25 protein-coding genes and 1 riboswitch are annotated in these 26,831 nt (G+C 52.5%); of the genes, 21 read left to right on the top strand and 4 right to left on the bottom strand.

Going from position 1 to position 26,831, the window contains the following annotated elements:
- The first annotated feature begins 54 nt into the window (after positions 1–54).
- From C2I18_RS21790 to pyk, 5 genes are all read left to right on the top strand, one after another.
- The gene (locus tag C2I18_RS21790; RefSeq protein WP_249897826.1) at positions 55–555 is read left to right on the top strand and encodes a phosphatidylglycerophosphatase A family protein; all 501 of its coding nucleotides are present in this window, start codon (positions 55–57) and stop codon (positions 553–555) included.
- Positions 556–700: 145 nt separating this feature from the next.
- Positions 701–889 carry a hypothetical protein gene (locus tag C2I18_RS21795; protein WP_054939860.1) on the top strand — a complete coding sequence of 63 codons (189 nt, stop codon included), beginning with the start codon at positions 701–703 and terminating at the stop codon, positions 887–889.
- 74 nt (positions 890–963) lie between these two features.
- A complete protein-coding gene (accD, locus tag C2I18_RS21800) occupies positions 964–1,857 on the top strand; it encodes an acetyl-CoA carboxylase, carboxyltransferase subunit beta (RefSeq protein ID WP_249897827.1) in 894 nt (297 codons plus the stop codon).
- Between the two features lies 1 nt (position 1,858).
- Positions 1,859–2,884, top strand: coding sequence for an acetyl-CoA carboxylase carboxyltransferase subunit alpha (locus tag C2I18_RS21805; RefSeq protein WP_249897828.1), 1,026 nt, complete (start codon positions 1,859–1,861; stop codon positions 2,882–2,884).
- A 330-nt stretch (positions 2,885–3,214) separates the two neighbouring features.
- Positions 3,215–4,639: a pyruvate kinase gene (gene pyk, locus C2I18_RS21810; RefSeq protein WP_249897829.1), complete on the top strand. Its 1,425-nt coding sequence runs from the start codon at positions 3,215–3,217 to the stop codon at positions 4,637–4,639.
- Positions 4,640–4,720: 81 nt separating this feature from the next.
- On the opposite strand, the gene C2I18_RS21815 is transcribed toward pyk, so the two are convergent.
- Positions 4,721–5,473, bottom strand: a complete 753-nt coding sequence (locus C2I18_RS21815; RefSeq protein ID WP_249897830.1) for a G1 family glutamic endopeptidase — start codon at positions 5,471–5,473, stop codon at positions 4,721–4,723.
- A 102-nt stretch (positions 5,474–5,575) separates the two neighbouring features.
- Between C2I18_RS21815 and C2I18_RS21820 the strand changes: the two genes are divergently transcribed.
- From C2I18_RS21820 to C2I18_RS21830, 3 genes are read left to right on the top strand one after another with little or no spacing between them, the layout of a single operon-like run.
- Positions 5,576–6,757: an MFS transporter gene (locus tag C2I18_RS21820; protein ID WP_249897831.1), complete on the top strand. Its 1,182-nt coding sequence runs from the start codon at positions 5,576–5,578 to the stop codon at positions 6,755–6,757.
- A 54-nt stretch (positions 6,758–6,811) separates the two neighbouring features.
- Positions 6,812–7,348: an acyl-CoA thioesterase gene (locus tag C2I18_RS21825; RefSeq protein WP_249897832.1), complete on the top strand. Its 537-nt coding sequence runs from the start codon at positions 6,812–6,814 to the stop codon at positions 7,346–7,348.
- Entirely contained in the window at positions 7,345–7,743 is a 399-nt protein-coding gene (locus tag C2I18_RS21830; RefSeq protein WP_249897833.1) for an FxsA family protein, read from the top strand. The genes C2I18_RS21825 and C2I18_RS21830 overlap by 4 nt, the downstream gene beginning before the upstream one ends.
- 629 nt (positions 7,744–8,372) lie before the next feature.
- Here C2I18_RS21830 and ytvI read toward each other — a convergent pair.
- On the bottom strand, positions 8,373–9,488 hold the full coding sequence (gene ytvI / locus C2I18_RS21835; RefSeq protein ID WP_249897834.1) for a sporulation integral membrane protein YtvI: 1,116 nt from the start codon (positions 9,486–9,488) through the stop codon (positions 8,373–8,375).
- A gap of 383 nt (positions 9,489–9,871) precedes the next feature.
- Between ytvI and citZ the strand changes: the two genes are divergently transcribed.
- From citZ to C2I18_RS21855, 4 genes are all read left to right on the top strand, one after another.
- Positions 9,872–10,984 (top strand): citrate synthase, encoded by a 1,113-nt coding sequence (citZ, locus tag C2I18_RS21840; protein WP_249897835.1) that lies wholly within the window; start codon positions 9,872–9,874, stop codon positions 10,982–10,984.
- Between the two features lie 219 nt (positions 10,985–11,203).
- A complete protein-coding gene (gene icd, locus C2I18_RS21845; RefSeq protein ID WP_249897836.1) occupies positions 11,204–12,499 on the top strand; it encodes an NADP-dependent isocitrate dehydrogenase in 1,296 nt (431 codons plus the stop codon).
- A gap of 107 nt (positions 12,500–12,606) precedes the next feature.
- Complete coding sequence (gene mdh / locus C2I18_RS21850; RefSeq protein ID WP_249897837.1) at positions 12,607–13,548, top strand: malate dehydrogenase; 942 nt, start codon at positions 12,607–12,609, stop codon at positions 13,546–13,548.
- Between the two features lie 131 nt (positions 13,549–13,679).
- Positions 13,680–14,105: a hypothetical protein gene (locus C2I18_RS21855; RefSeq protein ID WP_249897838.1), complete on the top strand. Its 426-nt coding sequence runs from the start codon at positions 13,680–13,682 to the stop codon at positions 14,103–14,105.
- Positions 14,106–14,194: 89 nt separating this feature from the next.
- Here the strand turns inward: C2I18_RS21855 and C2I18_RS21860 are convergent, their stop codons facing one another.
- Positions 14,195–14,620 (bottom strand): NUDIX hydrolase, encoded by a 426-nt coding sequence (locus C2I18_RS21860; RefSeq protein WP_249897839.1) that lies wholly within the window; start codon positions 14,618–14,620, stop codon positions 14,195–14,197.
- A 230-nt stretch (positions 14,621–14,850) separates the two neighbouring features.
- Here C2I18_RS21860 and C2I18_RS21865 point away from each other — a divergent pair, with 230 nt between their 5' ends.
- The 5 genes from C2I18_RS21865 (at position 14,851) to thiH (ending at position 20,175) form a co-directional block, all read left to right on the top strand.
- Positions 14,851–15,720: an SDR family oxidoreductase gene (locus tag C2I18_RS21865; RefSeq protein WP_249897840.1), complete on the top strand. Its 870-nt coding sequence runs from the start codon at positions 14,851–14,853 to the stop codon at positions 15,718–15,720.
- 1,462 nt (positions 15,721–17,182) lie between these two features.
- A riboswitch (TPP riboswitch) is annotated at positions 17,183–17,284 on the top strand.
- 115 nt (positions 17,285–17,399) lie between these two features.
- Positions 17,400–18,038, top strand: coding sequence for a thiamine phosphate synthase (locus tag C2I18_RS21870; RefSeq protein ID WP_249897841.1), 639 nt, complete (start codon positions 17,400–17,402; stop codon positions 18,036–18,038).
- 2 nt (positions 18,039–18,040) lie between these two features.
- Entirely contained in the window at positions 18,041–18,244 is a 204-nt protein-coding gene (gene thiS, locus C2I18_RS21875; RefSeq protein ID WP_249897843.1) for a sulfur carrier protein ThiS, read from the top strand.
- A gap of 32 nt (positions 18,245–18,276) precedes the next feature.
- Positions 18,277–19,041, top strand: coding sequence for a thiazole synthase (locus tag C2I18_RS21880; RefSeq protein ID WP_275100994.1), 765 nt, complete (start codon positions 18,277–18,279; stop codon positions 19,039–19,041).
- A gap of 30 nt (positions 19,042–19,071) precedes the next feature.
- Positions 19,072–20,175 (top strand): 2-iminoacetate synthase ThiH, encoded by a 1,104-nt coding sequence (gene thiH / locus C2I18_RS21885; protein ID WP_249897845.1) that lies wholly within the window; start codon positions 19,072–19,074, stop codon positions 20,173–20,175.
- Positions 20,176–20,189: 14 nt separating this feature from the next.
- On the opposite strand, the gene yfbR is transcribed toward thiH, so the two are convergent.
- Positions 20,190–20,807, bottom strand: coding sequence for a 5'-deoxynucleotidase (gene yfbR, locus C2I18_RS21890; protein WP_249897846.1), 618 nt, complete (start codon positions 20,805–20,807; stop codon positions 20,190–20,192).
- Positions 20,808–20,912: 105 nt separating this feature from the next.
- Here yfbR and C2I18_RS21895 point away from each other — a divergent pair, with 105 nt between their 5' ends.
- The 4 genes from C2I18_RS21895 (at position 20,913) to C2I18_RS21910 (ending at position 26,749) form a co-directional block, all read left to right on the top strand.
- Positions 20,913–22,559 carry a fumarate hydratase gene (locus C2I18_RS21895; RefSeq protein WP_249902196.1) on the top strand — a complete coding sequence of 549 codons (1,647 nt, stop codon included), beginning with the start codon at positions 20,913–20,915 and terminating at the stop codon, positions 22,557–22,559.
- Between the two features lie 177 nt (positions 22,560–22,736).
- Positions 22,737–24,530 (top strand): two-component system histidine kinase PnpS, encoded by a 1,794-nt coding sequence (gene pnpS, locus C2I18_RS21900; RefSeq protein WP_249897847.1) that lies wholly within the window; start codon positions 22,737–22,739, stop codon positions 24,528–24,530.
- Between the two features lie 161 nt (positions 24,531–24,691).
- Positions 24,692–25,420, top strand: coding sequence for a response regulator transcription factor (locus C2I18_RS21905; protein ID WP_249897848.1), 729 nt, complete (start codon positions 24,692–24,694; stop codon positions 25,418–25,420).
- A 264-nt stretch (positions 25,421–25,684) separates the two neighbouring features.
- A complete protein-coding gene (locus tag C2I18_RS21910; protein ID WP_249897849.1) occupies positions 25,685–26,749 on the top strand; it encodes a methyl-accepting chemotaxis protein in 1,065 nt (354 codons plus the stop codon).
- Positions 26,750–26,831 lie beyond the last annotated feature (82 nt).

Genomic DNA, 26,831 nt, shown 5'->3' on the forward strand with positions numbered 1-26,831 from the left:
GCATACATTTAGGAAACCACAGGGAACCGTCCCGTGCGGAAAGGGGAATGCATCATGAGTTATCAAATGGCGGAAGATCTGCTTGTGCGCAGGGGAGTTACACTGACGTCTATCGCTGAGATCGTATATATTTTACAGTCGGCCTATTATCCGGATCTGAAGGAAGAGGAATGCCTGGCAAGCGTCAAGTCGGTTCTGAACAAAAGAGAGGTGCAGTACACGCTGATGACAGGCATCGCGCTGGATGAGCTGGCGGAGAAGGGAATCCTGCCCCAGCCGCTGCAGGCGGTAATGGAAGCGGATGAATCGCTCTACGGGGCGGACGAGACTCTTGCGCTGGGCATTACGGGCGTATACGGGATGATCGGTCTGACCGGCTTTGGTTATCTGGACAAAATAAAGCTTGGAATTATTGGCAAATTGAACGATGATGAAGGCAGGATTCATGTGTTTCTGGACGACCTTGTGGCAGGAATTGCCGCAGCCGCATCGGCCAGAATCGCCCACCGGCACGAGGGTGCCAGAGTATATCCCCATGTTACAGGAACAGAATAGCTGATCTTCGGCTTGCGGGGACAATCTGCTCCCTGGTCTTGTTTCCTCTGTCCTCTCCTGTTGCGGGAAAAAAGAAAACTGTGTTATCATGATTCCATTATACGGGATACGGCTGGGAATAGAGATTAGGGAGGCTTGGCAGGGCATGTGGACGGTCATCTATATCGCGCCGACCGCCAAAGTGGCGGATATGATTCAAAGCAAGCTTACTGAAGAAGGATTCATGGTTAAATGCCGTCCAATTAATATGTCCAAGCAGCAGTTTGAAATTCTGGTTCCTTCTGGAGAGCTTGAGGAAGTGCAGGAAGCCCTTAACCTTATTTTACATCCCTGATTAGACTTAAGAGTGCAGTAATGACAGCGGTAAGCTGCTATTTGCGCAAATAAACGGCTGAAGAGGTGCGACCCTTGTTCAAAGATTTATTTCAGAAAAAACGGAAGTACGCGACTATTCCTTCAGAACGTCTGGAGCGGAGCGGCGGACCGGTAGAAGGCGAACGTCCCAAACGGGAGATTCCCGAGGGGCTCATGAGCAAGTGCAACAAATGCGGAACGATCCAGTACAGCAAGGAACTGGAGAAGAATTTGAAAGTATGCCCTTCCTGCGGCTATCATATGCGGCTGAACGCTATGGAACGGATCGCGATGACGCTTGACCCGGAAGGGTTTATTGAATTTGACAGTGAGATGGAATCTGTAGACCCTCTGCAGTTCCCCGGCTATGCCTCGAAGCTTGAACAGCAGCGGTCCAAAACCGGACAGGTTGAAGCCGTAGTAACAGGCCAGGGAAGCATCGGCGGACATCCGGTAATTGTAGCCGTGATGAATTTTGAATTCTTCACCGGCAGCATGGGCTCTGTGGTAGGCGAGAAGATTACCCGGGCGGTAGAAGAAGCTACGGATAAGAAGCTGCCGATGCTGATTTTCTCGACTTCGGGCGGCGCCCGGATGCAGGAGAGCATTCTCAGTCTGATGCAGATGGCGAAGACAAGCGCAGCCCTGGCCCGTTTTGGCGAATCCGGGGGACTGTATATTTCAGTCATTACGGATCCTACTACAGGCGGAGTGTCCGCAAGTTTTGCCAGCCTTGGCGATATTATCATTGCCGAGCCCGGAGCGGTGTTTGGTTTTGCCGGCAGAATTGTCATTGAGCAGACCATCCGCCAGAAGCTGCCGGAGGATTTCCAGACCGCTGAATTCAACCTTCAGCACGGTCAGCTTGATCTGGTGGTACACCGCAAGGAAATGCGGTCTACGCTGACCAGGCTTTTGGAAATGCATGATGTGAAAGGGGGATTTTAGGTTGGCGGGAGAGTTGCCTTTTGAAATGCCTCTTGTAGAAATGCGCAAAAAAATTGCCGAGCTCAAACAGTTCGGCGAAGAGAAGGGCATTGATTTCAGCGATGAGATTGCCCGGCTTGAAGAACGCTACCGCGTACTCGCGGATGAAATTTATACAGGGATCTCTGCATCGCAGAAGATGCACCTGGCCCGGCATCACGGCAGACCGACCTCACTCGATCTCATCGGGCTGATTTTTACCGATTTTATCGAACTGCACGGCGACCGGCTGTTCGGCGATGACCTTGCAGTGGTCGGCGGGATTGCCAAGCTGAACGGGGTTCCGGTTACAGTGATCGGCCAGCAGCGCGGCAAGGATACGAAGGAGAACATCCAGCGGTTCTTCGGCAGCGCGCATCCGGAGGGCTTCCGCAAGGCGATCCGGCTGATGAAGCAGGCCGAGAAATTCCGCCGCCCGATCGTTACCTTTGTCGATACGAAGGGGGCTTATCCCGGCAATACGGCGGAGGAACGCGGACAATCCGAAGCAATTGCCAGCAGTCTCTACGAAATGTCCCAGCTTGGCGTGCCTGTCATTTGTATCGTAATCGGCGAAGGCGGAAGCGGCGGAGCGCTGGCCATGGCTGTCGGCAACCGCGTGCTGATGCTGGAGCATGCCATCTATTCGGCCATTTCCCCGAACGGGGCGGCGTCCATTCTGTGGAAGGATGCTTCCAAGGCGGAGCAGGCCGCTGAAGCGATGAAGATTACGGCGGCCGATCTGCTGGAGATGGAAGTGATCGAGGAGATCGTTCCGGAGCCGCGCGGCGGTGCACACCGTGATTATGAGGCGACCGCAGCAGCCATCAAAGATGCCGTATGGCGTCATTTGCAGGAGCTGTCCGGCCTTGATGCCGCCGAGCTTAAGGACGACCGGTACAAGAAATTCCGCAAAATCGGCGAGTTTGCCGAGGGGCAGCTCGAGACCCTCGTTCCTTTGGAAGAGGTTCAGCACGAAGTCCAGGAAGAAGTAAAGATCGTAGAATAGGTGCATGAATTTATTTGCACTTTCTGACATATAACCATTGCTGACAGCCTTTCCTTTGGACAGGCTCCGGCATCCATTTTTTACCTCTGGAATAATCCCGCACCTGCCGCGGGATTATTTTTATTTTTGCATAAAATTTCAGAAATTCGACGATAAATTACATAGAAAAGACGCCCGAACATTGATTTTGTGTCCAACTTGCAGTAATATTCATTAGGGCGCAGTAAAAGGTACATGTGATAAAGTTCCTATACAAACAGTAAGCCTTATAGTAGATTTTGTAGTTGGAAAAAGTGAGACAGAGAGAACGAAAAAACGGAGGAAAACCTAATGCGGAAAAGTAAAATTGTATGTACGATCGGTCCTGCTAGTGAATCGTTGGAGAACATCAAAAAATTGATTTTGGCTGGTATGAATGTGGCCCGTCTGAACTTCTCCCACGGCGATTTTGAAGAGCACGGCAACCGGATCAAGACGATCCGTCAGGCATCTCAAGAACTGGGCAAAACCGTTGCCATCCTGCTCGATACCAAAGGACCGGAGATTCGCACAGGCAAGCTGGAAGTAGAACCGATTGAACTGGTTCAGGACGAATACCTGACTTTGACTACGGAAGAAATCCTTGGTGACCAAAACCGTATCTCCATCACGTACAGCGACCTGCCTAATGATGTTCAAGTAGGCTCCACCATCCTGATTGATGACGGCCTTATCGGACTTACCGTTGTCGACATTCAAGGCACAGAAATCAAGACCCGTATTGTTAACGGCGGTACAATCAAGAGCAAGAAGGGCGTTAACGTACCGGGAGTATCCATCTCCCTGCCGGGTATTACAGAAAAAGACACCAATGATATCATTTTCGGGATCGGACAGGACATCGACTTTATCGCTGCTTCCTTCGTTCGCAAAGCCAGCGACGTTCTGGAAATCCGTGAATTGCTGGAGAAGCACAACGCTTCCCACATTCAAATCATTTCCAAAATCGAAAACCAAGAAGGCGTGGACAACCTGGATGAAATCCTGGCAGTATCCGACGGCCTGATGGTTGCCCGTGGTGACCTTGGCGTTGAAATCCCTGCTGAAGATGTGCCACTTGCTCAAAAGCTGATGATCAAGAAATGTAACATTGCCGGCAAACCGGTAATCACAGCTACACAAATGCTGGATTCCATGCAGCGCAATCCGCGTCCAACCCGCGCTGAAGCGAGTGACGTAGCGAACGCGATCTTCGACGGAACAGATGCAATCATGCTGTCCGGTGAAACTGCTGCCGGGAAATATCCTGTAGAATCCGTACTCACAATGTCCCGCATTGCTGAAAAAGCGGAATCTGCCCTGAACCACCGTGAAATCTTCATGAAGCAGCAAATTGCTCAAGAAACTACGGTTACTGAAGCAATCAGCCAATCCGTTGCGATTTCCGCTCTGGACCTGAATGCCAAAGCTATCATTTCTTCGACTGTAACTGGCCACACAGCACGCGTGGTTTCCAAATACCGTCCTAAATCGCAAATTATCGCGGTTACTACCCAAGAGAGAACTATGCGTCAATTGTCTCTGGTGTGGGGCGTAACTCCAGTGTTCGGACCAGAAGCTTCTTCGACAGATGAGCTGCTGGAAACTGCCCGCACTGGCGGTAAAAATTCCGGTCTGGTTAAAGCCGGAGATCTTGTAGTAATCACTGCAGGTATCCCGCTCGGACGTTCCGGTTCCACTAACCTGGTAAAAGTAGACACTATTCCTGCTGACTAAGCTTTAGGAATACTAAGACTGCTTATAGATGAACAATCCGAAAAGCAATGGTGTAATCCGCCATTGCTTTTTTTCTTGATATCATTTCCTGGAATGTATATATTGGATTGGGAGTTTTGAATGCACGGGAGGCAGCACGTTCTTGCAGGGCCGCTTGACTGTAAAGGCATCACCGCGTGTGTTGGGCCTTGATGGGACGGCAACTTTGTGCTTATTCTGGATCATAATGCCTCCGTCGGAGGACTTGAGCTTAGGGCTTTTGCCATTGACACGGCAGCGGCTGAAGCAGACGGGAGACAGTCTGGCGAGTCCGGCGATGCTGCCGTTGACCTGCGGTGCCTCCACAATCCATTCGGCTGAAGCCTGCGGACCGGAATACCTTTGCGTGGTGCGGAAGACCCAGTGCCTGCTGAGATTGCGCAGCTGAATCATCCATTTGCCCGGGCTTGTTCTGATGATAAGGGCCTGCATGCGGTCTCCGGGGGATACAGGATAGGGGATGACCGTCTCCGCTGCAGGAAGGATTTCCCACCATGCATAATAGTGAACGATGCCGTTTACGGACTCATGGCCTGTACCGGTCTGGATCAGACTGCTGTTTCCGTATCCGTCTATCCCGATCCAGGCTGAGGAATAGGCGGCTTTGGCGGAAGGTCTGACGAATGGAACCATCCACTCGCCGGAAATTTGCCGGAAGGCTTGCTTTTTGCCTCTGATGGCATATCCGCTCCAGTTGCCGGAGGACCAGCCAAATCCCGATTCCTTTGCACTGCTTGTATGCATTTTGTCCGTAAGACACGGCCGGCTTGATGTTACTTTATGATTTGTGCCCACTTGTCCACCGCCTTTTGATAGATTCTATTCTATTAAATGCGGCAGAGTGGGGCTGAGTATGGGTATTCCGTTAAAAAGGAATGGAGAGGACTTACAGTACAAATGGAAAAATTAATAAAGCTGCGCGGCTTCTATCTCTTTCTGGGGCTTGCCGGAGGGTCATTCGGCTCCTATCTGACACTGCTCCTGAAAGCTAACGGGCTGGATGTCAGCCAGGTAGGCCTGTTGATGGCGGTGGGAATGTCGATTGCCATCTGTATCCAGCCCGTATGGGGGATGATCTCCGACAGGTATAATCAGGCCCGGCTTGTGCTTATTCTAAGTGTAGCTGTTCCGGCGGTGCTGGCTGTTTTTTACCGCTCGGATTATTTTATCGTGCTTTTGCTGGTGTACACGGTGTCTACGATCTTTTCGTCCACACAGGCTCCTATCGCCGATTCTTACGCCATTGCAGCAGCGAACAGGGCCGGTTCTTCCTACGGCAGCATCCGGATGATGATGAGCATAGGAGCGGCTGTAGGGGCGTATGCCGGGGGACAGTATATCGCTAATTTTTCGGTTTCCACAATCTGGATTCCGTTCCTGCTGCTGAATGCCGTAGCGGTCATAATTGCACTGACGCTGCCGAAGCAGGCGGAAGAAAATCATATGATGAGCCAGTCTTTTTCCCAGGGTATCCGAAAACTGCTGGGCAACCGCATCTTTCTGGCCTTTCTCGGCGGCTGTTTTCTGGTGAACCAGACCATGGCTGCTTTCGGTACGTACTTTGTGGTGGCTTTTCAATCGGTCGGGGGTTCGTCCGGCAATGCCGGCATTGCGCTGTTTATCGCCTCGGTGACGAATGTGCCGTCGATGCTGTATGCCTCCAAGGTCATCCGCAGGTTCGGCAGGGAGCGCACACTGCTGCTTGGCGCCTTGATTTATGTGCTCCGCTGGGGCATCCAGGTGGCTTTCCCTTACCCTTCGGTAATGATCGGCGTACAGGTGCTGCACGGCCTTTCCTTCGGGCTGTTTTATATTGCAGCTGTGGAATATGTCTCCCAGATCACTTCCCCGGAGATGCAGGCGACAGGCCAGAGCGTGTTCAATATCGTATTTTCGGGATTGGCCGGCATTTTGGGTAATCTGCTGAACGGAATGCTGCTGGAGCAGGGCGGTGTGGGCTTGATGAATCTCGCCTGTATGCTGAGCTCTGCTGTAGGAGCGGTACTGCTCATTTACGTGGCCAGAAGCGCCCGGAGCAAAGCGCCGCTGCCGGTGTCATCCGGGGGAATCGGTGCCTAGAGGCAGCTGGACAGTTGACAAGCTAATTATATTAGCGCAGAAGGGAGCATTTTTATGGGATCAGGTAAACCGGAAATGCCCGGCCGCTGGCATAGTACTGCCTTTCGTGTCCGCTATCAGGAAACCGATCAGATGGGCGTTGTGTACCACGCCAACTATTTAAGCTGGTTCGAGAGCGGCCGTACCGAAATGTTCCGCGGGCTCGGCTTTGCTTACCGTACGCTGGAGGACATGGGCGCGCTGCTTCCTGTGACGGATGCAAATTTGCAATTTAAAAGTCCGGCGCGCTATGATGATTATATTGCCGTATATACACGGCTTACTGCCTTTTCAGCATTGCGGCTCGCCTATGAATATGAAGTCCGCCGGATTAGCGGAGAGGAGGAAGCGCATGCCGGAGATTCAGCGGGTTCGCCTGTGCTTCCGGCACAATTCTCTTCTTCAGCTCTTTCGGGTGAACTTCTGGTAAGCGGCTCTACGAGCCATGTGTGGCTGAACAGGGACTGGAAGCCTGTTAGGCTGGACCGGGCGCAGCCGGAGCTGTATCAGGCGATAACAGCGGCGCTCAGGCAAGAAGGAGGAGCAGTATGATCAGGAACAAGTGGCTGTGGGCGGCGTTATTCGTCATTCCGGCCGTGGAATTATTCGGGTTCATTTATGTCGCGGATATTATTGGAGCAGCAAAGACACTGCTGATCATGATGGCGACTTCTGTCATCGGACTCTTAATGATGCGGTTTGAAGGCAAAAAAGTGCTGCAGGACAGCAAGATACAAATGCAGGAAGGCAAGGTTCCGGGACGGACGATGCTGGATGGCTTATGTATATTTTTTGGCGGTCTCCTGCTGATTCTGCCGGGTTTTGTAACGGATATAATCGGCTTTTCCCTGGTATTTCCATTGACCCGGCCGCTGTACCGGGTTTTTCTGCTGCGGTGGATTGAGAAAAAAATGAAAAACGGCACCATCACCTATTACCGCAGGTAGCGGAAAAGTACGCTGGTGCAGGTAACGACAAAGAGCGGGGACTGCCAATTGTGGCGGTCTCCGCTTTTTTTGCAGCCAGGAAGCAATTGTTCGCTATTCTGGTGGTTGTCGTGATTCTTCTCTTTGGCGATTGGGGTGACTCCGGAGAATGTTCGGACTTCCGGCCGCCGCCTGTCTGCAGATTTCTTGATTTGTACCGCTTTTCGCGGCTGAAATCCGGTGACTGCTTATGCTTACGAAGCGGGCTTTCCTACGGAAAGCTTTCAGCCGGAGCTATCGCTCCTGCAGTTCCAAACTTCGCCTCCGGCACTTTCTCCTATATCCATTTAATGAATTTAATTTATATAGTTGGATTTTCTCCATCTAATCCTAATCATTTTCATCATTTTTGATCTTTAGTTGGAAATCCTCCATCTATTTTGGCGGAAAAAGGACTTTGGAGTCTAACCTGGCACATTTAACGGGAGTTTTTCCCACTGATACTGTAATAACGCTATTTGTCGGAGGATTAGCTGGAGGAATTCCACTTAGACTGGCCTGCACATGTTTCCTAAGTCAATTTCCACAACACCGCTTAACAGCCGGGCTGCAAAAAAAGGCAATGCGGACACGGACCAAAGGCCTCCCTCTCAATGCAGCCGCCCGCTGACAATATAACTGTGCAGCGCCCGGAACACACCAGCCCGCCTGAAGGCGTCGAGCACAACGAGGGTAACAGGCCCGAGCAGCAGGCCCGGCATACCGAACAGCTGCAGGCCGGCGAACATGCCGATCAGCATGGCCAGCGGGTCCAGACCGATGCTGCTGGCCAGTACCTTGGGCTCGAGAACCTGTCGGGTAATCAGGATCACTGCATAGAGTACGAGCAGTCCTACAGCAAGAGCCAGGTTGCCAGTCATATAGGAATAGAGCGCCCAGGGCAGCAGCACGATGCCGACACCGAGATAAGGCACCAGATCGACAATGCTGACCGTCAGGCCGATGGCAAAGGCCGAATTCACTCCCAGCAGCAGCAGCCCGATGATGACAATGACTCCGGTAACAGAGATCAGCACCAGCTGGGCACGGAGGTACCCGAACAGCGCTTTTCGCAGATCCATCCAGATTTCAGTTACCGGCCTCAGCAAAGGGGCGGGCAGCAGTGAGGTCAGCTTGGCATTATGCCGCTCCCAGCCCGTGCTGAGGAAGAAGGCGGACAGGACAATAACGATAAGTATGGTGCCCAGGCTGGGCAGTGCCGAGATCAGATTCAGAATCATATTAAAAAAACCGGTAATGATCTGCGAGACGGCCTGGGCTACGGATTCTGTAGTTCTACTGATGTTGCTGTCGATAGTGGCATGGTAATTGGGGTTGTCGTGATAGAACTGGTTAATTTCGTTGATGATATTCTGGATGCTTGCGTTGCTGCTGAGCGACATCAGAAGGCTGCGCCACTGGCCGGTATGCAGATCAAAGGTCTGCAGCAGCACGACAAGCTCTTTTACCAGCCTGGTAATCAGCGCGGTAAGCACCAGTGCAGTGCCGCCTATATAGAAGATCAGCGAGAGGGAGACGGCCAGCCAGCCCGGCAGCCTGCAGCCCTTCAGGATCAGCACAAGCGGATGCATAAGGTAGGCCAGGAGCCAGGCCAGCAGCAGGGGATAAATGAGCGGAAGCAATACATATACCGCCAGCAGCAGTGCCGCGGCAGCCAGAACGACCCAGAGGCCGCGGAGTACTCTTTTGAAGACAAGCGTGTCCATGGGCTATCCCTCCGGAAGAAACTGAAGATGCACCTTCAGCTCTAATACACATGCTCGTCTTATTTATATTCACGTATCAGGTATTCATGCAGCCTTTAGCCTGACCCCCCCTAAACTGAAAGCGCAATCATGAAACAGGGAAACCGTTAGTTTTTTTCTATCTCTCTGATAAAATCATTTGATGCGCTCTATAGCTACCATGTTGTTCACATAACCGTCAAAATCCGTTATGATTATTAAAGGTTCTACTCCGAAAGATTATTGCATTCCCCCGAATAAGGATTACTGCCCGCATTATCTCAGTTCTGGTACTTCAAATTGTAAATGTTTTCATGATGTTAGGAACGGCTTTTATACCCTTGTTGGCAAAGGAGAGATATTCTATGACAGCTACTAAAGGCCTGGAAGGCATCGTCGCTACGACCTCCTCCATCAGCTCCATAGTAGATGGCGTGCTTACTTACCGCGGATATGATATTGATGATCTTGCGGAGAACGCCACATTTGAAGAGACTGCTTATTTGCTGTGGTTTGGCAGTCTGCCGGCCGCGCCTGAGCTGCAGACACTGCAGCGTGATCTCAGTGCGTTTGCGCCGATTCCGGAGCAGGTTATTGCACAAATGAAGCTGTATCCTAAAGAAGCCAGCACGATGGCTGCACTGCGTTCGGCTGTGTCGAGCCTTGCGCTTTATGATGAAGCAGCGGATGATATGAGCCGTGAAGCGAATGAGATCAAGGCAGTGAAGCTGCAGGCGCAGATTCCGACAATTGTGGCCGCTTTGGCGCGGATCCGCAAGGGCCTGGAGCCCGTAGCACCCAAAGAGGGCGTGTCCATTGCCGAGAATTTCCTGTATATGCTGTGGGGCAAAGACCCGGATATCGTATCCGTCAAGGCGCTTGATGCTGCACTGGTGCTGCATGCCGACCACGAGCTCAATGCTTCAACCTTTGCGGGCCGGGTAACGGTTGCAACATTGTCCGACATCTATTCCGGTGTAACCTCCGCTATCGGCGCGCTTAAGGGACCTCTGCACGGCGGTGCGAATGAAGCGGTGATGAAGATGCTGGAGGAGATCGGCAGCCTGGATGCTGTTGAGCCTTATATCCGCGAAAAGCTGGAACGCCGCGAAAAAATTATGGGCTTCGGACACCGTGTGTACAAGAACGGCGATCCGCGCGCCAAACATCTGATGAAGATGTCACGCGAGCTCGGTACGATGAAGAATGATACTTCCCTCTATGATATGTCCGTCAAAATCGAGGAGCTGATTACCGGGCAGAAGGGCCTGAAGCCGAACGTGGATTTCTACTCCGCCTCAGTGTATACTCAGCTGGGGATTGAGCGTGAGCTGTTTACGCCGATCTTCGCCATCAGCCGGGTCTCGGGATGGACAGCGCATATTCTGGAGCAATACGAGGATAACCGCATTATCCGTCCGCGCGCGGAATATACCGGCATGTCTGATCTGAAGTACATTCCGGTTGACGAAAGATAAGGCAGCCCTTGCAGGCCGCTGCACCCCTTAGTAGAATTAGAAGTGCACAGTATTGCCCTAACGAGCAGATGCCTTGGGATAAAGACTGGTGCGGTCCGCACGCGGAGGCATGTCTTCTCTGACGAGATTGCTGAAGTCTGCTTCCCCTGTCCATGCCGCACCATGCCGGTATCCCGGGAGGCTGAAGCTACACCATACTATTAGGAGGAATCCCCGCAAATGTTGAAACTCGAAAAATACGATCTGCCGACTGAAGGCGAACAAATCACGATTGAAGATGGCAAACTGGTGGTTCCTGATCAACCGATCATTCCTTTTATCGAAGGTGACGGCACAGGCCGCGACATTTGGAAAGCCTCCAAGCGCGTGCTGGATGCTGCTGTAGAGAAGGCATACGGCGGTTCCAAAAAACTGGCCTGGTACGAAGTGTTCGCAGGTGAGAAGGCGTTCAATACATATGGGGAGTGGCTGCCGAACGATACGCTTGAAGCGATCCGCGAGTATATCGTTGCGATCAAAGGCCCGCTGACCACGCCGATCGGAGGCGGTATCCGCTCTTTGAATGTGGCGCTGCGCCAGGAGCTGGATTTGTATGTATGCTTGCGTCCGGTGCGTTATTTCGACGGGGTACCTTCCCCGGTGAAGCATCCGGAGCTGGTGGATATGGTCATTTTCCGCGAGAATACAGAAGATATTTATGCCGGCATTGAATACAAGGAAGGTTCCGAGGAAGTCAAGAAGGTGATTGAATTCCTCCAGAAGGAAATGGGCGTGAACAAAATCCGTTTCCCTGAAACCTCCGGTATCGGCATTAAACCGGTTTCCTCTGAAGGCTCTAAGCGTCTGGTGCGCTCCGCAGTCGAGTACGCCATCAAGCACGGCCGCAAGAGTGTGACACTGGTGCATAAAGGCAACATCATGAAATTCACGGAAGGCGCGTTCAAGAACTGGGGATATGAAGTAGCTGAGCAGGAGTTCGGCGACAAAGTATTTACCTGGAACCAATACGATGTCATCAAGGAGCGTGACGGTGAAGCTGCAGCCAATGCTGCCCAGAAGGAAGCGGAAGCTGCCGGTAAGATCATTATCAAGGACGCTATCGCGGATATCGCTCTGCAGCAGGTGCTGACCCGTCCGACTGATTTTGATGTCATTGCGACGCTGAACCTGAACGGTGACTACCTGTCCGATGCCCTGGCGGCACAAATCGGCGGAATCGGTATTGCGCCGGGAGCGAACATCAACTATGTTACGGGACATGCCATTTTTGAGGCTACTCACGGAACAGCTCCTAAATATGCGGACAAGGACGTTGTGAACCCCGGATCAGTTATCCTCTCCGGCGTCATGCTGCTTGAGCATCTAGGCTGGCAGGAAGCGGCTGACCTGATCTACAAAGGCATGAGCACCGCAATCAACAACAAGACGGTAACTTATGACTTTGCACGTCAGATGGAAGGCGCAACAGAGCTGAAATGCTCCGCGTTTGCCGACGAAATTATCAACAATCTGTAATTGTAATCCAAGTACACTCGGGCTGCAGGAAGCTTAGGCTTCCGAGGCCCGTTTTGTGCGAGAAAGGCCTTGTCTAAAATTTAATCAAAAATTTAGGAGGTCCCCCTTTGGCCATCAGACGTTATAAAATCACTGTCGTGGGTGCCGGCTTTACCGGTGCTACCACGGCGCTTATGCTTGCCCAAAAAGAGCTTGGAGATGTTGTGCTGCTCGATATTCCGCAGCTTGAGAATCCTACCAAAGGCAAAGCGCTCGATATGCTGGAAGCCGGTCCTGTGCAAAAATTCGACAGCCGGATTATTGGAACCTCGGATTATGAGGATGCTGCGGATTCGGATATTGTCATCATCACCGCAGGCATTGCGCGCAAGCCCGGCATGAGCCGCGATGATCTGGTGAACACGAATGCCCTGGTCGTAAAATCGGTATGTGAAAACGTGAGCCGCGTAGCCCCGGAATCCATCGTTATTATTCTCAGTAATCCGGTGGATGCCATGACTTATGTAGCTTACAAAACGCTCGGATTTCCAAAGAACCGGGTCATCGGCCAATCCGGCGTCCTGGATACGGCACGTTACTGTACCTTTATTGCCCAGGAGCTTAACGTATCTGTGGAAGATGTGCGCGGCTTTGTTCTGGGCGGCCACGGGGATGACATGGTTCCGCTTGTCCGTTATTCGAGTGCCGGCGGCATTCCGATTGCTTCGCTGATTCCTGAAGAGCGTATCGCCGAGATCGTGCAGCGTACACGCGTAGGCGGCGGCGAGATTGTAAGCCTGCTTGGCAACGGCAGCGCTTATTATGCTCCGGCGGCCTCGCTGGTACAGATGACTGAAGCGATCCTCAAAGATAAAAAACGGATTATTCCGGTGATTGCCCTGCTTGAAGGGGAATACGGCTATGACGATCTGTTCATGGGCGTTCCTGCACTGCTGGGAGCAGACGGCATTGAGAAGATCTATGTGCTGGAGCTTACGGAGGAAGAGAAGGCGGCGCTGGATAAATCGGCTGACTCCGTTCGTGCAGTAACGTCCTCGGTATCGCTCTAAGCCTGGAGACGTGCAACAAGCCCCCATTTGATGTAAAAATGGGGGCTTTTATGATACCGCTTTGACTATCATTTCCTGTTAGGTATAATAGTATGTAACTAATATCACTGTACAATTGGAGGAGGTATGTTATGGGTCACTTTTTGTTTTTCTTACATATGATCGGTACGCTGGCACTCGGGTTCTATCTGGTGCTGCCGTTCGTACTGGGACGTGTCGAGAAGCTGTCTGTACCTGCCAGAGAAGGTACGCTTAATGCAATTGGCGGGTTCAACCGTTTTGCCCAGTACGGGCTGGTTATCCAGCTCCTGACCGGCGGCTACATGATGTCGCAGGGGGAATACTCTGTACCCTGGATGATCGTTGTAGTAGTGCTGCTGCTTGCCATGTTTGCGCTGGGCGGCATTATCGGCAAGCCGCTTCGCCTGGCTGCAGCCGGAATGCGTGAGAACCGCGACGTATCCGCAGAGACCGGCAAAATCCGGACATTAAGCGCACTGCTGATGGTTGCGCTGGTGCTGATGGTATTTTTCATGGTATACAGCGATATTATATAATGTCCCGTATTGTGTGATGAGAGCCCGTCTCCATAGTGGAGAACGGGCTCTTCTTTGTCCGCTGCCGGCTGTTTTTAACATTAATGCACCTACAGCAGCTCCTCCAGCTCAAAAACCCTGCTCTGCTCAAAATCCGCCAGAATGCCTCCAGGCAGCATTTGCCGCAGTTCAAGCTTGGTGCACCACTGGTAGTCAGAGTGCTCTTCAGACAGACTGACCGCATATTCATCGCTTCTGCATAAATAAGTGAGGATGACCACCTGCCTTGCCGGATCCGTCAAAAAAGATGAAGCATATAAAAGTCTGTCTACAGTGACTGCAAGCCCGGTCTCCTCCAGGATTTCTCTCGCCAGCGCGGTTTCCAGCCCTTCCCCGAAGTCTATTTTTCCGCCCGCACATTCCCAGGTTCCAGCCCCGATGGAATCGCCTGAGGCCCGCTGGACAATCAGTATTTTCCCCTGATTAATGATGATGCCTTTAACGGCAACGATAATGCTCCGTGTATTTTTGGGCATATCTGCGCGATTCCCCCTTTGCATAAATTCCGGATACGTATATCTAAAATTATATAGAGCATCTGTGATATTAACGACTAAATTTTAGTTTGAGCGGACCCTAAGTGTGGTAAGTAACATAACGTACCGTTAATTACGGTCTTGACAAGATGTCAACGCATAAACCATGAACCATGAGCCATCCTAATACGATGAGTGACTACCACGCACAGCGAAAGGAGAATGGAACAATGCCAGACAACAAAGAATCCCAAAAAACACTGCCTCCCCAGGAACAGGAGCGTCAGCCCGGAATCGAGAGCCAGATGCACCCGCTGCCCGAGTATGAATCTTCTACCTATAAAGCAGCAGGCAAGCTCCTGGGAAAAGCAGCGCTGATTACAGGAGGAGACAGCGGAATCGGACGGGCTGTCGCCGTTTATTTTGCCAAAGAGGGCGCAGATGTCGTCATTTCTTATCTGGACGAGCATTCTGATGCAGAGGAGACGAAACGCCAGGTGGAGCAGGAAGGGCGCAAATGCATCCTGATCCCCGGGGATATTGGTGTAGAAGCATTCTGCCAGGACTTGATTAACAAAACCGTGGAAGGCCTCGGCAAGCTGGACATCCTGATCAACAATGCGGCTGAGCAGCATCCGCAGGATAAGATCGAGGATATTACCTCCGAACAGCTAGAGCGGACATTCCGTACGAATATTTTCTCCATGTTCTATTTGACCAAAGCGGCAATGCCGCATCTGAAAAAAGGTTCTACCATCATCAACACGACGTCTATTACCGCTTACCGCGGCAGCCCGCAGCTGCTGGACTATTCGTCCACCAAAGGTGCGATTCTCAGCTTTACGCGCGCTCTGTCGATGAATCTGGCTGAGAAGGGCATCCGCGTCAATGCGGTAGCGCCGGGTCCAATCTGGACACCGCTGATCCCGTCCACTTTTGATGCGGAGAAGGTCAGCGAATTTGGTGCAACCCAGCCGATGAAACGTCCGGGACAGCCGGAAGAGCTGGCACCTGCCTATGTCTATCTGGCTTCTGATGATTCATCCTATGTCAGCGGTCAGGTTATCCACGTGAACGGCGGCGAGATTATTAACGGTTAACAGCCGGCTGTTAAGCCTGGTAACGATAGAGAGCGGACCCTTGGGGTCCGCTCTTTTCAGAGTGTTGAGAAATCGAACTCTTTTAATGGTCTTGGATTTCTTTGCTGTGTTTCCATGTCTGCGTACGCTGCATCCGTCCCGTTCACTGCCTCGTCTTCTTTCGCGCGCTAACGGAAGCTGCATCCGTCCCGTTCACTGCCTCGTCTTCTTTCGCGCGCTAACGGAAGCTGCGTCCGTCCCGTTAACTGCCACGTCCTCTTTCACACGCTAACGGACTGCGTTCGTTAACTGCCTCGTTCTCTTTCGCACGTTAACGGACACTGGATCCATTAACTGCCTCAATCTCTTTCGCACTATCGTACGCTGCATCCGTCCCGTTCACTGCCACGTCCTCTTTCACACGCTAACGGACTGCGTTCGTTAACTGCCTCGTTCTCTTTCGCACGTTAACGGACACTGCATCCATTAACTGCCTCAATCTCTTTCGCACGCTAACGTACGCTGCATCCGTTCACTGCCACGTCGTCCTCTTTCACACGCTAACGGACACTGCGTCCGTTATTTACTGAAATTCACCCCGTTTCCATCGCTAACGGACCGTCGTTCCTTTATTCTGCTAAATGAGGGGTAAATTAAGCCCTTGCGGATGAAATAACGGATCCAGAGTCCGTTAGGATTTCAAAACACACCTCTAGCGCAAAATAACGGATCTAGGGTCCGTTAGCGTTAGCCTTTCCAAGTCATTAATAGGTTCTGGTGCGCGTGAGGTGATGGTTGGAGCCGGCAATCGTTAATGCGGTGTCATATGAAATCAAATCACATACATAAGGTTGTCGAGACTTTCTCAACGGCTTGGAAATAGCGGACCCCTGAGGTCTGCTATATTATTTATGGCTTTAGGCATATGGAGTGATGGAATTCAACCGCAAACTGGAAAAGTTTACAGAGACAAGCGGTTCTGTATCAGCTGAAAATAGATATGCTATTGCAAAGTGACGAAGGCCTTCTCTTCACAGCAGCCCAATGTACTCGTTTTTTCGAGTACAAAGGGCACGTATCCGCTCACAGCAGCCCAATGTACTCGTTTTTTCGAGTACAAAGGGCACGTAACTGCTCCCAGCGGCCCAATTGTACTCGTTTTTTCGAGTACAACAACCACGTGCCTGCTCGCAGCTACCCAATGTACTCGTTTTTTGGAGTACAATGACCACGTGCCTGTTCGCAGCTACCCAATGTACTCGTTTTTTCGAGTACAATGGCCCGTTTACGCTAAGCGGACATAAGGTTTATGGTCAGCTGGTATCCCCGGACGAGTTTAGCCACAAGGGGTATTCCCCAAGGGCAACTAAGCCGTCTGCTGGATACTTGGTCCTGCTTAGCCGCCAGCGTCCCGCATCATAAAAAGATAGCCCTGTCAGGAATATTATGTTAGTATATGAAGCGTTAACAGCAACAGCATAATGTTATTCACTAGGGGTGCCGCAAGGCTGAGACGGACGCAATGTCCGGACCCTTTGAACCTGATCTGGTTTATACCAGCGGAGGGAAGTGGACAAGAATACTGCAGCAGAGCTTATCACAGGCTCATTGTCTCTGTATATTCCAGACTGCCTCCTGACGGGGGCGGTCTTTTTGCGTTCAGGTGCCTGATAATGTTTGTCCGTAAGGAGGGCTGGAAGTTGGCAGAGATACACTGGATATCGGACGGGAAAATGGAAGCAGCCCGGTTAATTGAAATCGCTTCAGCAGTTCACCCGCTGACGGATTACATTCACTTACGCGAAAAATCAATGTCTGCACGGGATTTGTTCGCGCTGGCGGAGGGGCTAATCAGGACGGGGGTTCCTGCCGGCAAACTGGTCATCAATGACCGGATAGATGTGGCACTGGCAGCAGGTGCGGGCGGGGTCCAGCTGGCCTGGCACAGCCTGCGGCCAGCTGCGGCGCGTGCTGCCGCTCCGGGCCTGCGGATAGGCGTATCGGTGCATTCTCCCGCTGAAGCCGCAGAGGCGGGACTTGAGGGCGCAGATTACTGCCTGTACGGGCATGTATTCCCTTCAGCCTGCAAGCCCGGGCAGGCTGCACGCGGGCTGCGCCAGCTGCGCGAAGCCGTCAGCAGCAGCAGCATTCCGCTGATTGCGGTCGGCGGAATCCGGCCGGATAATGCCGGAGAGATTCTGCAGGAGGGCGCGGCAGGAATTGCCGTAATGTCCGGTATAGGCAGCGCGGCAGATCCTGCCGCTGCCGGCCGGGCATACCGGTGGGCCGCAGACAACGGCCAGCGACTAAGATGGCATACCGGCAAAGGAGGTGAGTAGGCATGAACCTGATCATTAACGGTAAAACGGCTGACATAGAAGACAGCTGCAGAACTGTAGCCGATCTGCTTGGCAGGCCGGAGTGGGAAGGAAGGCTGATTCTTGTGGAGCTGAACGGTGAAATTGTCGGCAGGGATATTTATGGAGATACACAGCTTAACGAAGGTGACCGTATAGAGCTTGTACATTTTGTCGGCGGGGGTTAATCCAACTATTCTCAGGAGGCGATAACATGCATGTGCAAGACCCATTAATTATAGGCGGCGTTACTTTATCCAGCAGACTGTTCATCGGGACCGGCAAATACAGCCGGAACACCCTTATTCCTGAAGTGATTGCCCGCTCGGGATCACAGGTCATCACTGTTGCCCTGCGCCGGGTTGATCCGCAGAGTAACGACAATATCATCAGCCATATTCCGGAGCATATGACGCTGCTTCCCAACACTTCAGGGGCCCGCACCGCGGAAGAAGCCGTGCGGATCGCCAGGCTTGCCAGGGCGGCAGGACTCGGCAACTGGGTGAAGATTGAAGTCATTAATGATCAGAAATATTTGCTGCCGGACAATATGGAGACGATCCGGGCTACAGAGATATTGGCTGCGGAGGGGTTTGTGGTTCTGCCCTATATGAGCCCTGATCTGTCCGCTGCCCTCCGCCTTAAGGCTGCAGGGGCCGCAGCGGTAATGCCGCTGGGTGCACCCATCGGATCAAACCGCGGCTTAAAGACCAGGGAGCTTGTGCGGATTCTTATCGCGGAGGTGGATCTTCCGGTTATTGTCGATGCGGGCATAGGCAGACCGTCGGAGGCGGCAGAGGCGATGGAGATGGGTGCCGCTGCGGTGCTGCTGAACACAGCCATTGCTACTGCACGGGATCCGCTGGGGATGGCTGAAGCTTTTCGTGAGGCGGTATCTGCAGGACGCAGGGCTTATCTGGCTGGTCTGGGTCCTGTGGAGGAAGGTGCCTCAGCTTCTTCGCCGTTAACAGGATTCCTGGGATGAAGCAGATTATTGAAGAAGGGCGGGGGAATAATGAGCTTTTATGATACACTGGCCCGGCTTACACAATTGCCTTTTGACGGGTTACTGAAGCAGTATACTTCTGCTGATGTAAGAAGGGCTGTCCAGGCTGAGCAACTTGATGAAGAAGCTCTGCTGGCCTTGTTATCACCGGCAGCAGAGCCTTATCTGGAGGAGATGGCGCAAAAGGCACAGAGGCTGACCCGCAGCCACTTTGGCCACGTCATGCAGTTATTCACCCCGATGTATCTGGCTGATTTTTGTGTGAACCACTGCACGTACTGCAGCTTCAGCTCCATTTATGATTTTCCGCGCAAAAAGCTGACGATTGAAGAGGTCCGGAAGGAAGCGGAAATTATCGCTGCAACAGGCTTGCGTCATCTTCTGATTCTTACGGGAGAATCGCGAAAGGAAAGCCCGGCAGCTTACGTTAAGGAATGTGCAGAGGTTCTCCGCGAATATTTTGCCTCGGTCAGTATTGAGGTGAACCCGCTCTCTACTGCAGAATATAAGGAGCTTGTACAGGCTGGTGTAGATGGCTTGACCTTGTACCAGGAGGTGTATCATCAGGATACATACAGCAAACTGCATGTGAAGGGGCCGAAAAGAGTATACCGCAACCGCCTGGATGCACCGGAACGCGGCTGTCAGGCAGGCTTCCGCTCCGTTAACATCGGCGCCCTGCTGGGTATGTATGACTGGCGCCAGGAAGCCTTTATGACGGCGGTCCATGCCCGCTATCTGCAGGACAAGTATCCCGATTGCGAAATCGGCCTCTCCATTCCCCGGTTCCGTCCGTACTTGGGGCAGTTCAATCCGGAGAGTGATGTAACCGACCGTGCGCTGGTACAGATTATTTTGGCTTACCGGCTGTTCCTGCCCCGGGCCGGGATTTCGTTATCTACCCGGGAGGCGCCTGCCCTGCGCGATCAGCTTGTCCATCTGGGCATCACCAAGATGTCGGCAGGCGTGTCTACCGAGGTTGGCGGACATACCATGGAAGGCGGAACGCCGCAGTTCGAAATATCCGATAACCGCTCGGTGCAGGAGATTACGGACATGCTGTATCAAAAAGGCCTGCAGCCGGTCTTTAAGGATTGGGATATCCTGGTCTGATCCCGGAGGAGGAGTTACTGTTCACGCTTCGTTCCTTCAGACAGCTCATCCAGCGACAGCTCAAAGCTTGGGGCCATATGAGTGAGGAAATAGTCAATTTCCGCAAGCTTCATTTCCTGCAGTGTGGCCAGGGTCTGCTCTTTAGCGGCGGCAAATTCCCTGTTCCCTGCGGCGACTTCCCAGAGGCATTTGAGGTAGGCGTCAAGTCTGTCCGCAGCTTTGACATAGACCAGCAGCCCGGCATCTTCGGAGCCTTCAGGGCTGTCTTGCGGCAGAAGCAGCGGAGCGTAGACGGCGCCCAGCTCCGGCGGCATCATTGCCGTGAGCCGTTCAGCGGCGACCCGCTCCATATCGCGGAAGCTGGACAGCAGGCGCGGATTGTTGTGCTTCACAGGAGTGGCGATGTCGCCGGTGAACACTTCGGTAGCGTCGTGGAACAGCGCCATTACGACCGCACGGTCGGCATTAAGCGAACGGCCGAAATGAACGTTGCCGATCGAACACAGCATATGTGACAGGGCAGCGACCTGAAAAGAATGCTGTGCAACATTCTCCGGGGCCGTGCTCCGCATCAGACTCCAGCGTTGAATATATTGCAGACGGTACAAATAGGCAGAGAAATGGTAATTCAATTTTTAAGTAACCCCTTTCATGCGCTGTTTATTGTGATATTATAATAACTAATTGTAACAGAGTTTAGACAACCTGGAACTGATGGAGAGGAGCCCTGAATGAAGATGCAGCATTTTGAAGACAGCGTTTATGATCTGATTGTAGAGACCTCCACGAATTTACCCGGCGATGTGCGCCGTGCAGTAGCCAAAGGACGGGCGCTGGAAGACCGGGCGACCCGCTCCGGGCTGGCTTTAACCACCATTGCGCAGAATATCGGCATGGCCGAGCTTCAAGTGTCGCCGATCTGTCAGGATACGGGGATGCCTACCTTTATCATTCATACCCCTGTAGGCGTTAACCAGCTTGAGATGAAAAAGGATATTCACAGCGCTATTGTCCGTGCCACCAAAAACGGGAAGCTGCGGCCGAATTCCGTCGATTCGCTTACCGGGGAGAACAGCGGGGATAATCTTGGCCTGGGCACGCCGGTGATTCATTTTGAACAGTGGGAAGAGGAAGGCGTGGACGTCCGGCTTATTCTGAAAGGCGGCGGCTGCGAGAACAAAAATATACAGTACAGCCTTCCGGCAGAGCTGGAAGGATTGGGCAAAGCGGGACGTGACCTGGACGGCATCCGCAAATGTATTTTGCACGCCGTATATCAGGCACAGGGCCAGGGCTGCAGCGCAGGCTTTATCGGTGTCGGCATCGGCGGGGACCGGACAACAGGTTATGAGCTGGCCAAGAAGCAGCTGTTCCGCAAGGTTGATGATGTGAACCCGAACGGGGATCTGGCCAAGCTGGAAGATTACATTATGGATAATGCGAACAAGCTGGGCATTGGAACGATGGGCTTTGGCGGCGAAGTAACGCTGCTGGGCTGTAAAGTGGGTGTAATGAACCGGCTGCCGGCCAGCTTCTTCGTCTCCGTAGCTTATAACTGCTGGGCATTCCGCCGGCAGGGAGTCATGATTGATCCCGCAACAGGCCGGATCAAGGAGTGGCTGTATGAGAGTGGTACAGGCGTGTCTGTCGAGGATGGTAGCGGACAGGAGCCGGTAGCCGCAGCAGCGAAGACCGGTTTGCTTCAAGCTGGTGTGGTGACAGAGGATGCACTAATCCCGGCAGCGCCGGCCATTGCGGCTTCTTCACAAGCTGCAGCGGGTGCGCAAGCAGCTGAAGGCGGCTCACGTGAGGTCCGTCTTACGACTCCAATCAGTGAGGAGGATATCCGCAGCCTCCGAGTAGGCGATGTCGTGATCCTCTCCGGCGAGATGCACACAGGACGCGACGCTCTTCATAAATACCTGATGGACCATGATACGCCGGTGGATTTGAACGGCGCTGTTATTTACCACTGCGGGCCTGTCATGCTGAAAGACGATGAAGGCTGGCATGTGAAGGCTGCAGGACCCACTACCAGCATCCGGGAGGAGCCTTATCAGGGGGATATCATCAAGAAGTTCGGGATCCGTGCCGTTATCGGCAAGGGCGGAATGGGGCCGAAGACGCTGAAGGCGCTGCAGGAGCATGGCGGGGTCTATCTGAACGCCATCGGGGGAGCAGCACAGTATTACGCAGAATGCATCAAGAAGGTTAATGCTGTTGATTTCATGGAGTTCGGCATTCCGGAGGCCATGTGGCATCTCCAGGTGGACGGCTTTGCAGCCATTGTTACGATGGATTCGCACGGCAACAGCCTGCATGCGGATGTGGAGAAGGATTCTGCTGCCAAGCTGGCCCAGTTCAAGGAGCCGGTATTTAAATAACGGATCGAACCTGCAGGAAGCCGGCGGCTGTTACAGAGCCGGCTTCTTTTTTTGCTGCAATGCCGGTGGTCTTAAAGTTTACACTGCGTTGATAATTCGCTGAAGATCTGGTATTTTGCCGCAAATGGGGGTAGGATGTTCTCAAAGACATAATGACAAGGAAGAGGATTACAGCAGATGAAACCGTTTCGCATCCGTCTTACTATCATATTGATCGTCCTGATTGGAATTTCCATGCTGGGGGCGGGCATTACGATGGCCAAGCTCTTTAAGGATTCCCATATTTCCGCTCTGGAAGAGAACATGTCCCGGGAAATAAAATTGCTCTCCGGCACTTTTCAGTTTATTGAAATGGACAGCCCGGAGGCGGTCAGCTATTATACCGAGCACGCTAAACGTATCGCTGAGCTGACGAATTCACGGGTCACTTTCATTACCAGAGAAGGAGTGGTTATTGGAGATTCGGAGAAAAATCCGCTCGAAATGGACAATCACTCTAACCGTGAGGAAGAGATTATAGCAGCAAAAGAAGGGGTCGGCCGGGCGATCCGCTACAGCGATACCCTGGACACACAAATGCTTTATGTAGCAGGCGCCGTAAATTCGGGGAATGGATTTGACGGCTATATCCGTCTGTCTATGGAGCTGAATGCCATCTCGGAGGGGCTGAACCGGGCCTGGATGATTATGGCCGGCGGGCTGGTGTTCCTGTTCATTGCGGCAACCTTTGTCAGTTATAAAGTGGCCCAGAGCATGACTTCCCCGCTGGAGCAGATTACCCGGGTGGCCCGGCGGATTACCGATCTGGATTATGATGCAAGAGTGCCGATCCAGCGCAAGGATGAGGTCGGACAGCTTGCCAAAGCGATCAATGCGATGGCTGACAGCCTGCAGGCCCAGCTCAAGACGATCCGGGACAATGAAGATTTGCTGCAGAGCGTCCTCGACAATATGACCGGAGGCATTGTGATGATTAATGCGGAAGGCGAGATTGCGCTTCTCAACAGGGCTTCTGAACGCCTGCTGGATGTGAAGAACAGTGAGATGACAGGTCTTTCCTATAAGGAGCTTAAGCATCACTATGAACTGACGCGGCTGATTGACGAGGGTGTATCGCGCATGGAGCCGATCCATGAAGAGCGGATTATCTATAATCCGGCAGAACGGATTGTGCGGCTAGACGGTGTTCCGATGATGCAGGACGGGTCGTACCGGGGCATGCTGTTCCTGCTGCAGGAAGTGACGGAAATCCGCCGCCTGGAGCGGATGCGCAGTGAATTTGTAGCCAATGTATCGCATGAGCTGAAAACGCCGGTTGCTGCCGTCAAAGGCTTTGCCGAGACGCTGCTTGGCGGCGGAGTTACGGACGAGAAGACCGCGCGGTCTTTTCTGCAGATTATATACGATGAGAATGAGCGGCTGAACCGGCTGATCGGGGACATTCTGGAATTATCCAAAATCGAATCCAAACGCGTGCAGCTCGACTGCTCACCGGTTCATCTGGTGGAATTCCTGGATTCCGTTATGGGCACACTCAGCAAGGTAGCGGAGAAAAAGAAGATTTCACTGAGCGCCGAAGTGCCTGAAGAACTGTTCGTGGAAGGGGACGAGGACAAGCTGCGCCAGATCTTTATGAACCTCCTCTCCAATGCGATTAATTATACCCATGACGGGGGAAGTGTCAGGGTTACTGCTGCCAACAGCCACAAGGCGGACGGGACGGAAACCGTCGTCTTTACTGTCAGTGATACCGGGATGGGGATTCCCCGCAAAGACCTTCCGCGGATCTTCGAACGGTTCTACCGGGTGGATAAGGCCAGATCGAGAAGCTCCGGCGGAACGGGACTGGGCCTGTCTATCGTAAAACATCTCGTCGAACTGCACCGCGGCTCCATTACGGTGGAGAGTGATCTGGGCATCGGAAGCTCATTTATTCTGGAGCTGCCGCTGCTTCAGGAGCATGAAGAATAGGCCGCGGATTTGCCGGAATGGTGATCAGAAAATACTATTCATTTGAAATAAGTTAAAATAGAGATCAGGAATAAAGTTTTACACTAAGTTAACATTACGGTGATATGATGGGCATGGTAGTCGTTTTGTAAATTTAAAAACATATGAAGACGGGGGAAACTATGGCACAACGATTGCTTGTCATTGAAGATGAACCGACACTGGCGCGGCTGTTGTCCTATAACTTGACGCAGGAAGGCTATGAAGTAACGGTTGAAGATCATGGGACGGCAGGATATGACCGTGCGACTAGAGAACCTTTTGACCTGATCGTACTGGATCTGATGCTGCCGGGAATGAACGGAATTGATATCCTGGACAAGCTGCGAGGACAAGGCATACGCACGCCTGTTATCGTTCTGACCGCCAAAAATGCGGAAGAAGATGTCGTGCGCGGCCTGAAATCCGGGGCTGACGATTACATTACCAAACCGTTCGGCGTGTCGGAATTGCTGGCACGGGTAAGTGCCGTACTCCGCCGTATATCCGGAATTGCTGAGGAAGCCCAGCCTGAAATCGCCGTAGCCTCCTCTACCATTATTCTGGGACAGCTGGAGATTTATCCGGAGCGTTACGAGGTGTCACTGGGCGGTCACAGTATCAATCTGCGTCCCAAGGAATTTGAGGTGCTGCTCTATCTGGCACGTAAACCAGGCGTGGTTCTGACACGTGATGATCTGATGAATGCAGTATGGGGGTTTGATTATATCGGTGGACAGCGTACGGTGGATGTACATGTCAGCTCTCTGCGCAAGAAACTGGAGCTGGATCCGGAATCCGTCCACATTGATTCAATACGCGGTGTAGGCTACAAACTGGTTGTCAACAAAAAAAGAGCGCCTGTCATTTGAATGACGGTGTTCTTTTTTTTATATTTCCTTCACGTAACGTTAAATTCTTTTTAACATCGTCTTTACAAATAGTTGCTATGCTACTAGGAATGATGAAATGACGATCACGGGGGTGCTAGCTTGTCAGTGCTGGAGTTGGTTAGAGAGACAGGGGAACTATCAACAGGGGCGGAAGAGATAACAGATTTTAAAAAGAACATCTCTGCTCCCCGGACTGAAAACAATTTACCGTTACAGGAAGCAGGGGGCAGCAGGTCTGAGATTGTGATAGCCGATTATTGCTCGGAAGTTCCGGCTATGCACATGGATGTGGCCTGCAGTGAAGTGTTAACCGTATTTAGAATGAATGAGGATATCCCCTGCATAGTATTGATTGATGAGGAGCAGCGTTTTACGGGACTGCTGATGCGTGACGCATTTTACCGTGTGCTTGCCGGCCGTTATGCTGCAGAGTTATTTTACGCCAGGCCTGCGCTGGTTTTTGCAGACCATGCTCCTCTGATTGCAGAGCTTGGCAGCAGACCCGATGAACTGATCAGCAGGGCGCTGCAGCGGGATGGCGGGCGGTTTTATGACAGTGTAGTCATCGCTGATGCCGGCCGTTTTGCAGGCATTCTTACTGTAAAGAATCTGATGATCATGTCAGGACAGCTGCAGGCAGAGGCTGAAAATGAACGCCGGCGGGCAGTGTCCGAAAGCCACAGCCATGTATCGGATATGGGAAGGTCGCTGCAGCTTGCTGCTGAAGCCGCCGAAAGATCCCGGGAAGAATGCCGGAGAATGGAGAAATGGATCGGGGCAGGTTCGGGTAAACTGATTGATGTTCAGGCATCCTATATTAAGGTGGATGAACGGATGCGGGCCCAGCAGGCCCAGGTGGAAGAACTGCTGAAGGACGTAGCCGATATATCGGCGCTAACCCGTGAAATCAGCGGCATCGCCGGTAAGAGCGGGCTTCTGGCCATGAATGCCTCCATCGAGGCGGCACATGCCGGTGAGCATGGCAGGGGATTTCAGGTTGTGGCCGGCGAAGTGAGGTCTCTGGCTTTGCAGACGCGGCAGTTATCGGAGAATATTACGGCTCTCCTGGACCATATTGGCACACTCGCGGGCAAGGCGGCGGAACTGGCTTCAGCCGGAGTGCAAGAGCTTGGCGGAAGCGCCGGAGATGTGCAAGAAGCCGGAACCTTGTTCGCCAGCCTGCAGACTGCCGTGACTACTGTCGAGAAGGCTGGAGAGACGGCTTACCGTCTGGCACGCCAAAGTGCGGATCAGGCCGTTGAAGTGAAAGGCAAGCTGCAGGAAATGGGCGGAGAAGCAGAGGAATAACGGGACTGTGGAGTTGTTCACCCCAGATGTCAGGTTTGATTTTACACTGCGTTTACAATTCTCTTCAACTGTATTTACACTA

The organism is Paenibacillus sp. PK3_47 (genome assembly GCF_023520895.1).
Lineage (GTDB): Bacteria > Bacillota > Bacilli > Paenibacillales > Paenibacillaceae > Paenibacillus_AQ.

Excerpts from the sequence above, each read along its gene's own strand:
- C2I18_RS21790 (WP_249897826.1), top strand. The coding sequence starts at position 55 with ATGAGTTATCAAATGGCGGAAGATCTGCTTGTGCGCAGGGGAGTTACA.
- C2I18_RS21795 (WP_054939860.1), top strand. The coding sequence starts at position 701 with ATGTGGACGGTCATCTATATCGCGCCGACCGCCAAAGTGGCGGATATG.
- pyk (WP_249897829.1), top strand. The coding sequence starts at position 3,215 with ATGCGGAAAAGTAAAATTGTATGTACGATCGGTCCTGCTAGTGAATCG.
- C2I18_RS21820 (WP_249897831.1), top strand. The coding sequence starts at position 5,576 with ATGGAAAAATTAATAAAGCTGCGCGGCTTCTATCTCTTTCTGGGGCTT.
- C2I18_RS21825 (WP_249897832.1), top strand. The coding sequence starts at position 6,812 with ATGGGATCAGGTAAACCGGAAATGCCCGGCCGCTGGCATAGTACTGCC.
- C2I18_RS21830 (WP_249897833.1), top strand. The coding sequence starts at position 7,345 with ATGATCAGGAACAAGTGGCTGTGGGCGGCGTTATTCGTCATTCCGGCC.
- ytvI (WP_249897834.1), bottom strand. The coding sequence starts at position 9,488 with ATGGACACGCTTGTCTTCAAAAGAGTACTCCGCGGCCTCTGGGTCGTT.
- citZ (WP_249897835.1), top strand. The coding sequence starts at position 9,872 with ATGACAGCTACTAAAGGCCTGGAAGGCATCGTCGCTACGACCTCCTCC.
- icd (WP_249897836.1), top strand. The coding sequence starts at position 11,204 with ATGTTGAAACTCGAAAAATACGATCTGCCGACTGAAGGCGAACAAATC.
- C2I18_RS21855 (WP_249897838.1), top strand. The coding sequence starts at position 13,680 with ATGGGTCACTTTTTGTTTTTCTTACATATGATCGGTACGCTGGCACTC.
- C2I18_RS21860 (WP_249897839.1), bottom strand. The coding sequence starts at position 14,620 with ATGCCCAAAAATACACGGAGCATTATCGTTGCCGTTAAAGGCATCATC.
- C2I18_RS21865 (WP_249897840.1), top strand. The coding sequence starts at position 14,851 with ATGCCAGACAACAAAGAATCCCAAAAAACACTGCCTCCCCAGGAACAG.
- thiS (WP_249897843.1), top strand. The coding sequence starts at position 18,041 with ATGAACCTGATCATTAACGGTAAAACGGCTGACATAGAAGACAGCTGC.
- thiH (WP_249897845.1), top strand. The coding sequence starts at position 19,072 with ATGAGCTTTTATGATACACTGGCCCGGCTTACACAATTGCCTTTTGAC.
- C2I18_RS21895 (WP_249902196.1), top strand. The coding sequence starts at position 20,913 with ATGCAGCATTTTGAAGACAGCGTTTATGATCTGATTGTAGAGACCTCC.
- pnpS (WP_249897847.1), top strand. The coding sequence starts at position 22,737 with ATGAAACCGTTTCGCATCCGTCTTACTATCATATTGATCGTCCTGATT.
- C2I18_RS21905 (WP_249897848.1), top strand. The coding sequence starts at position 24,692 with ATGGCACAACGATTGCTTGTCATTGAAGATGAACCGACACTGGCGCGG.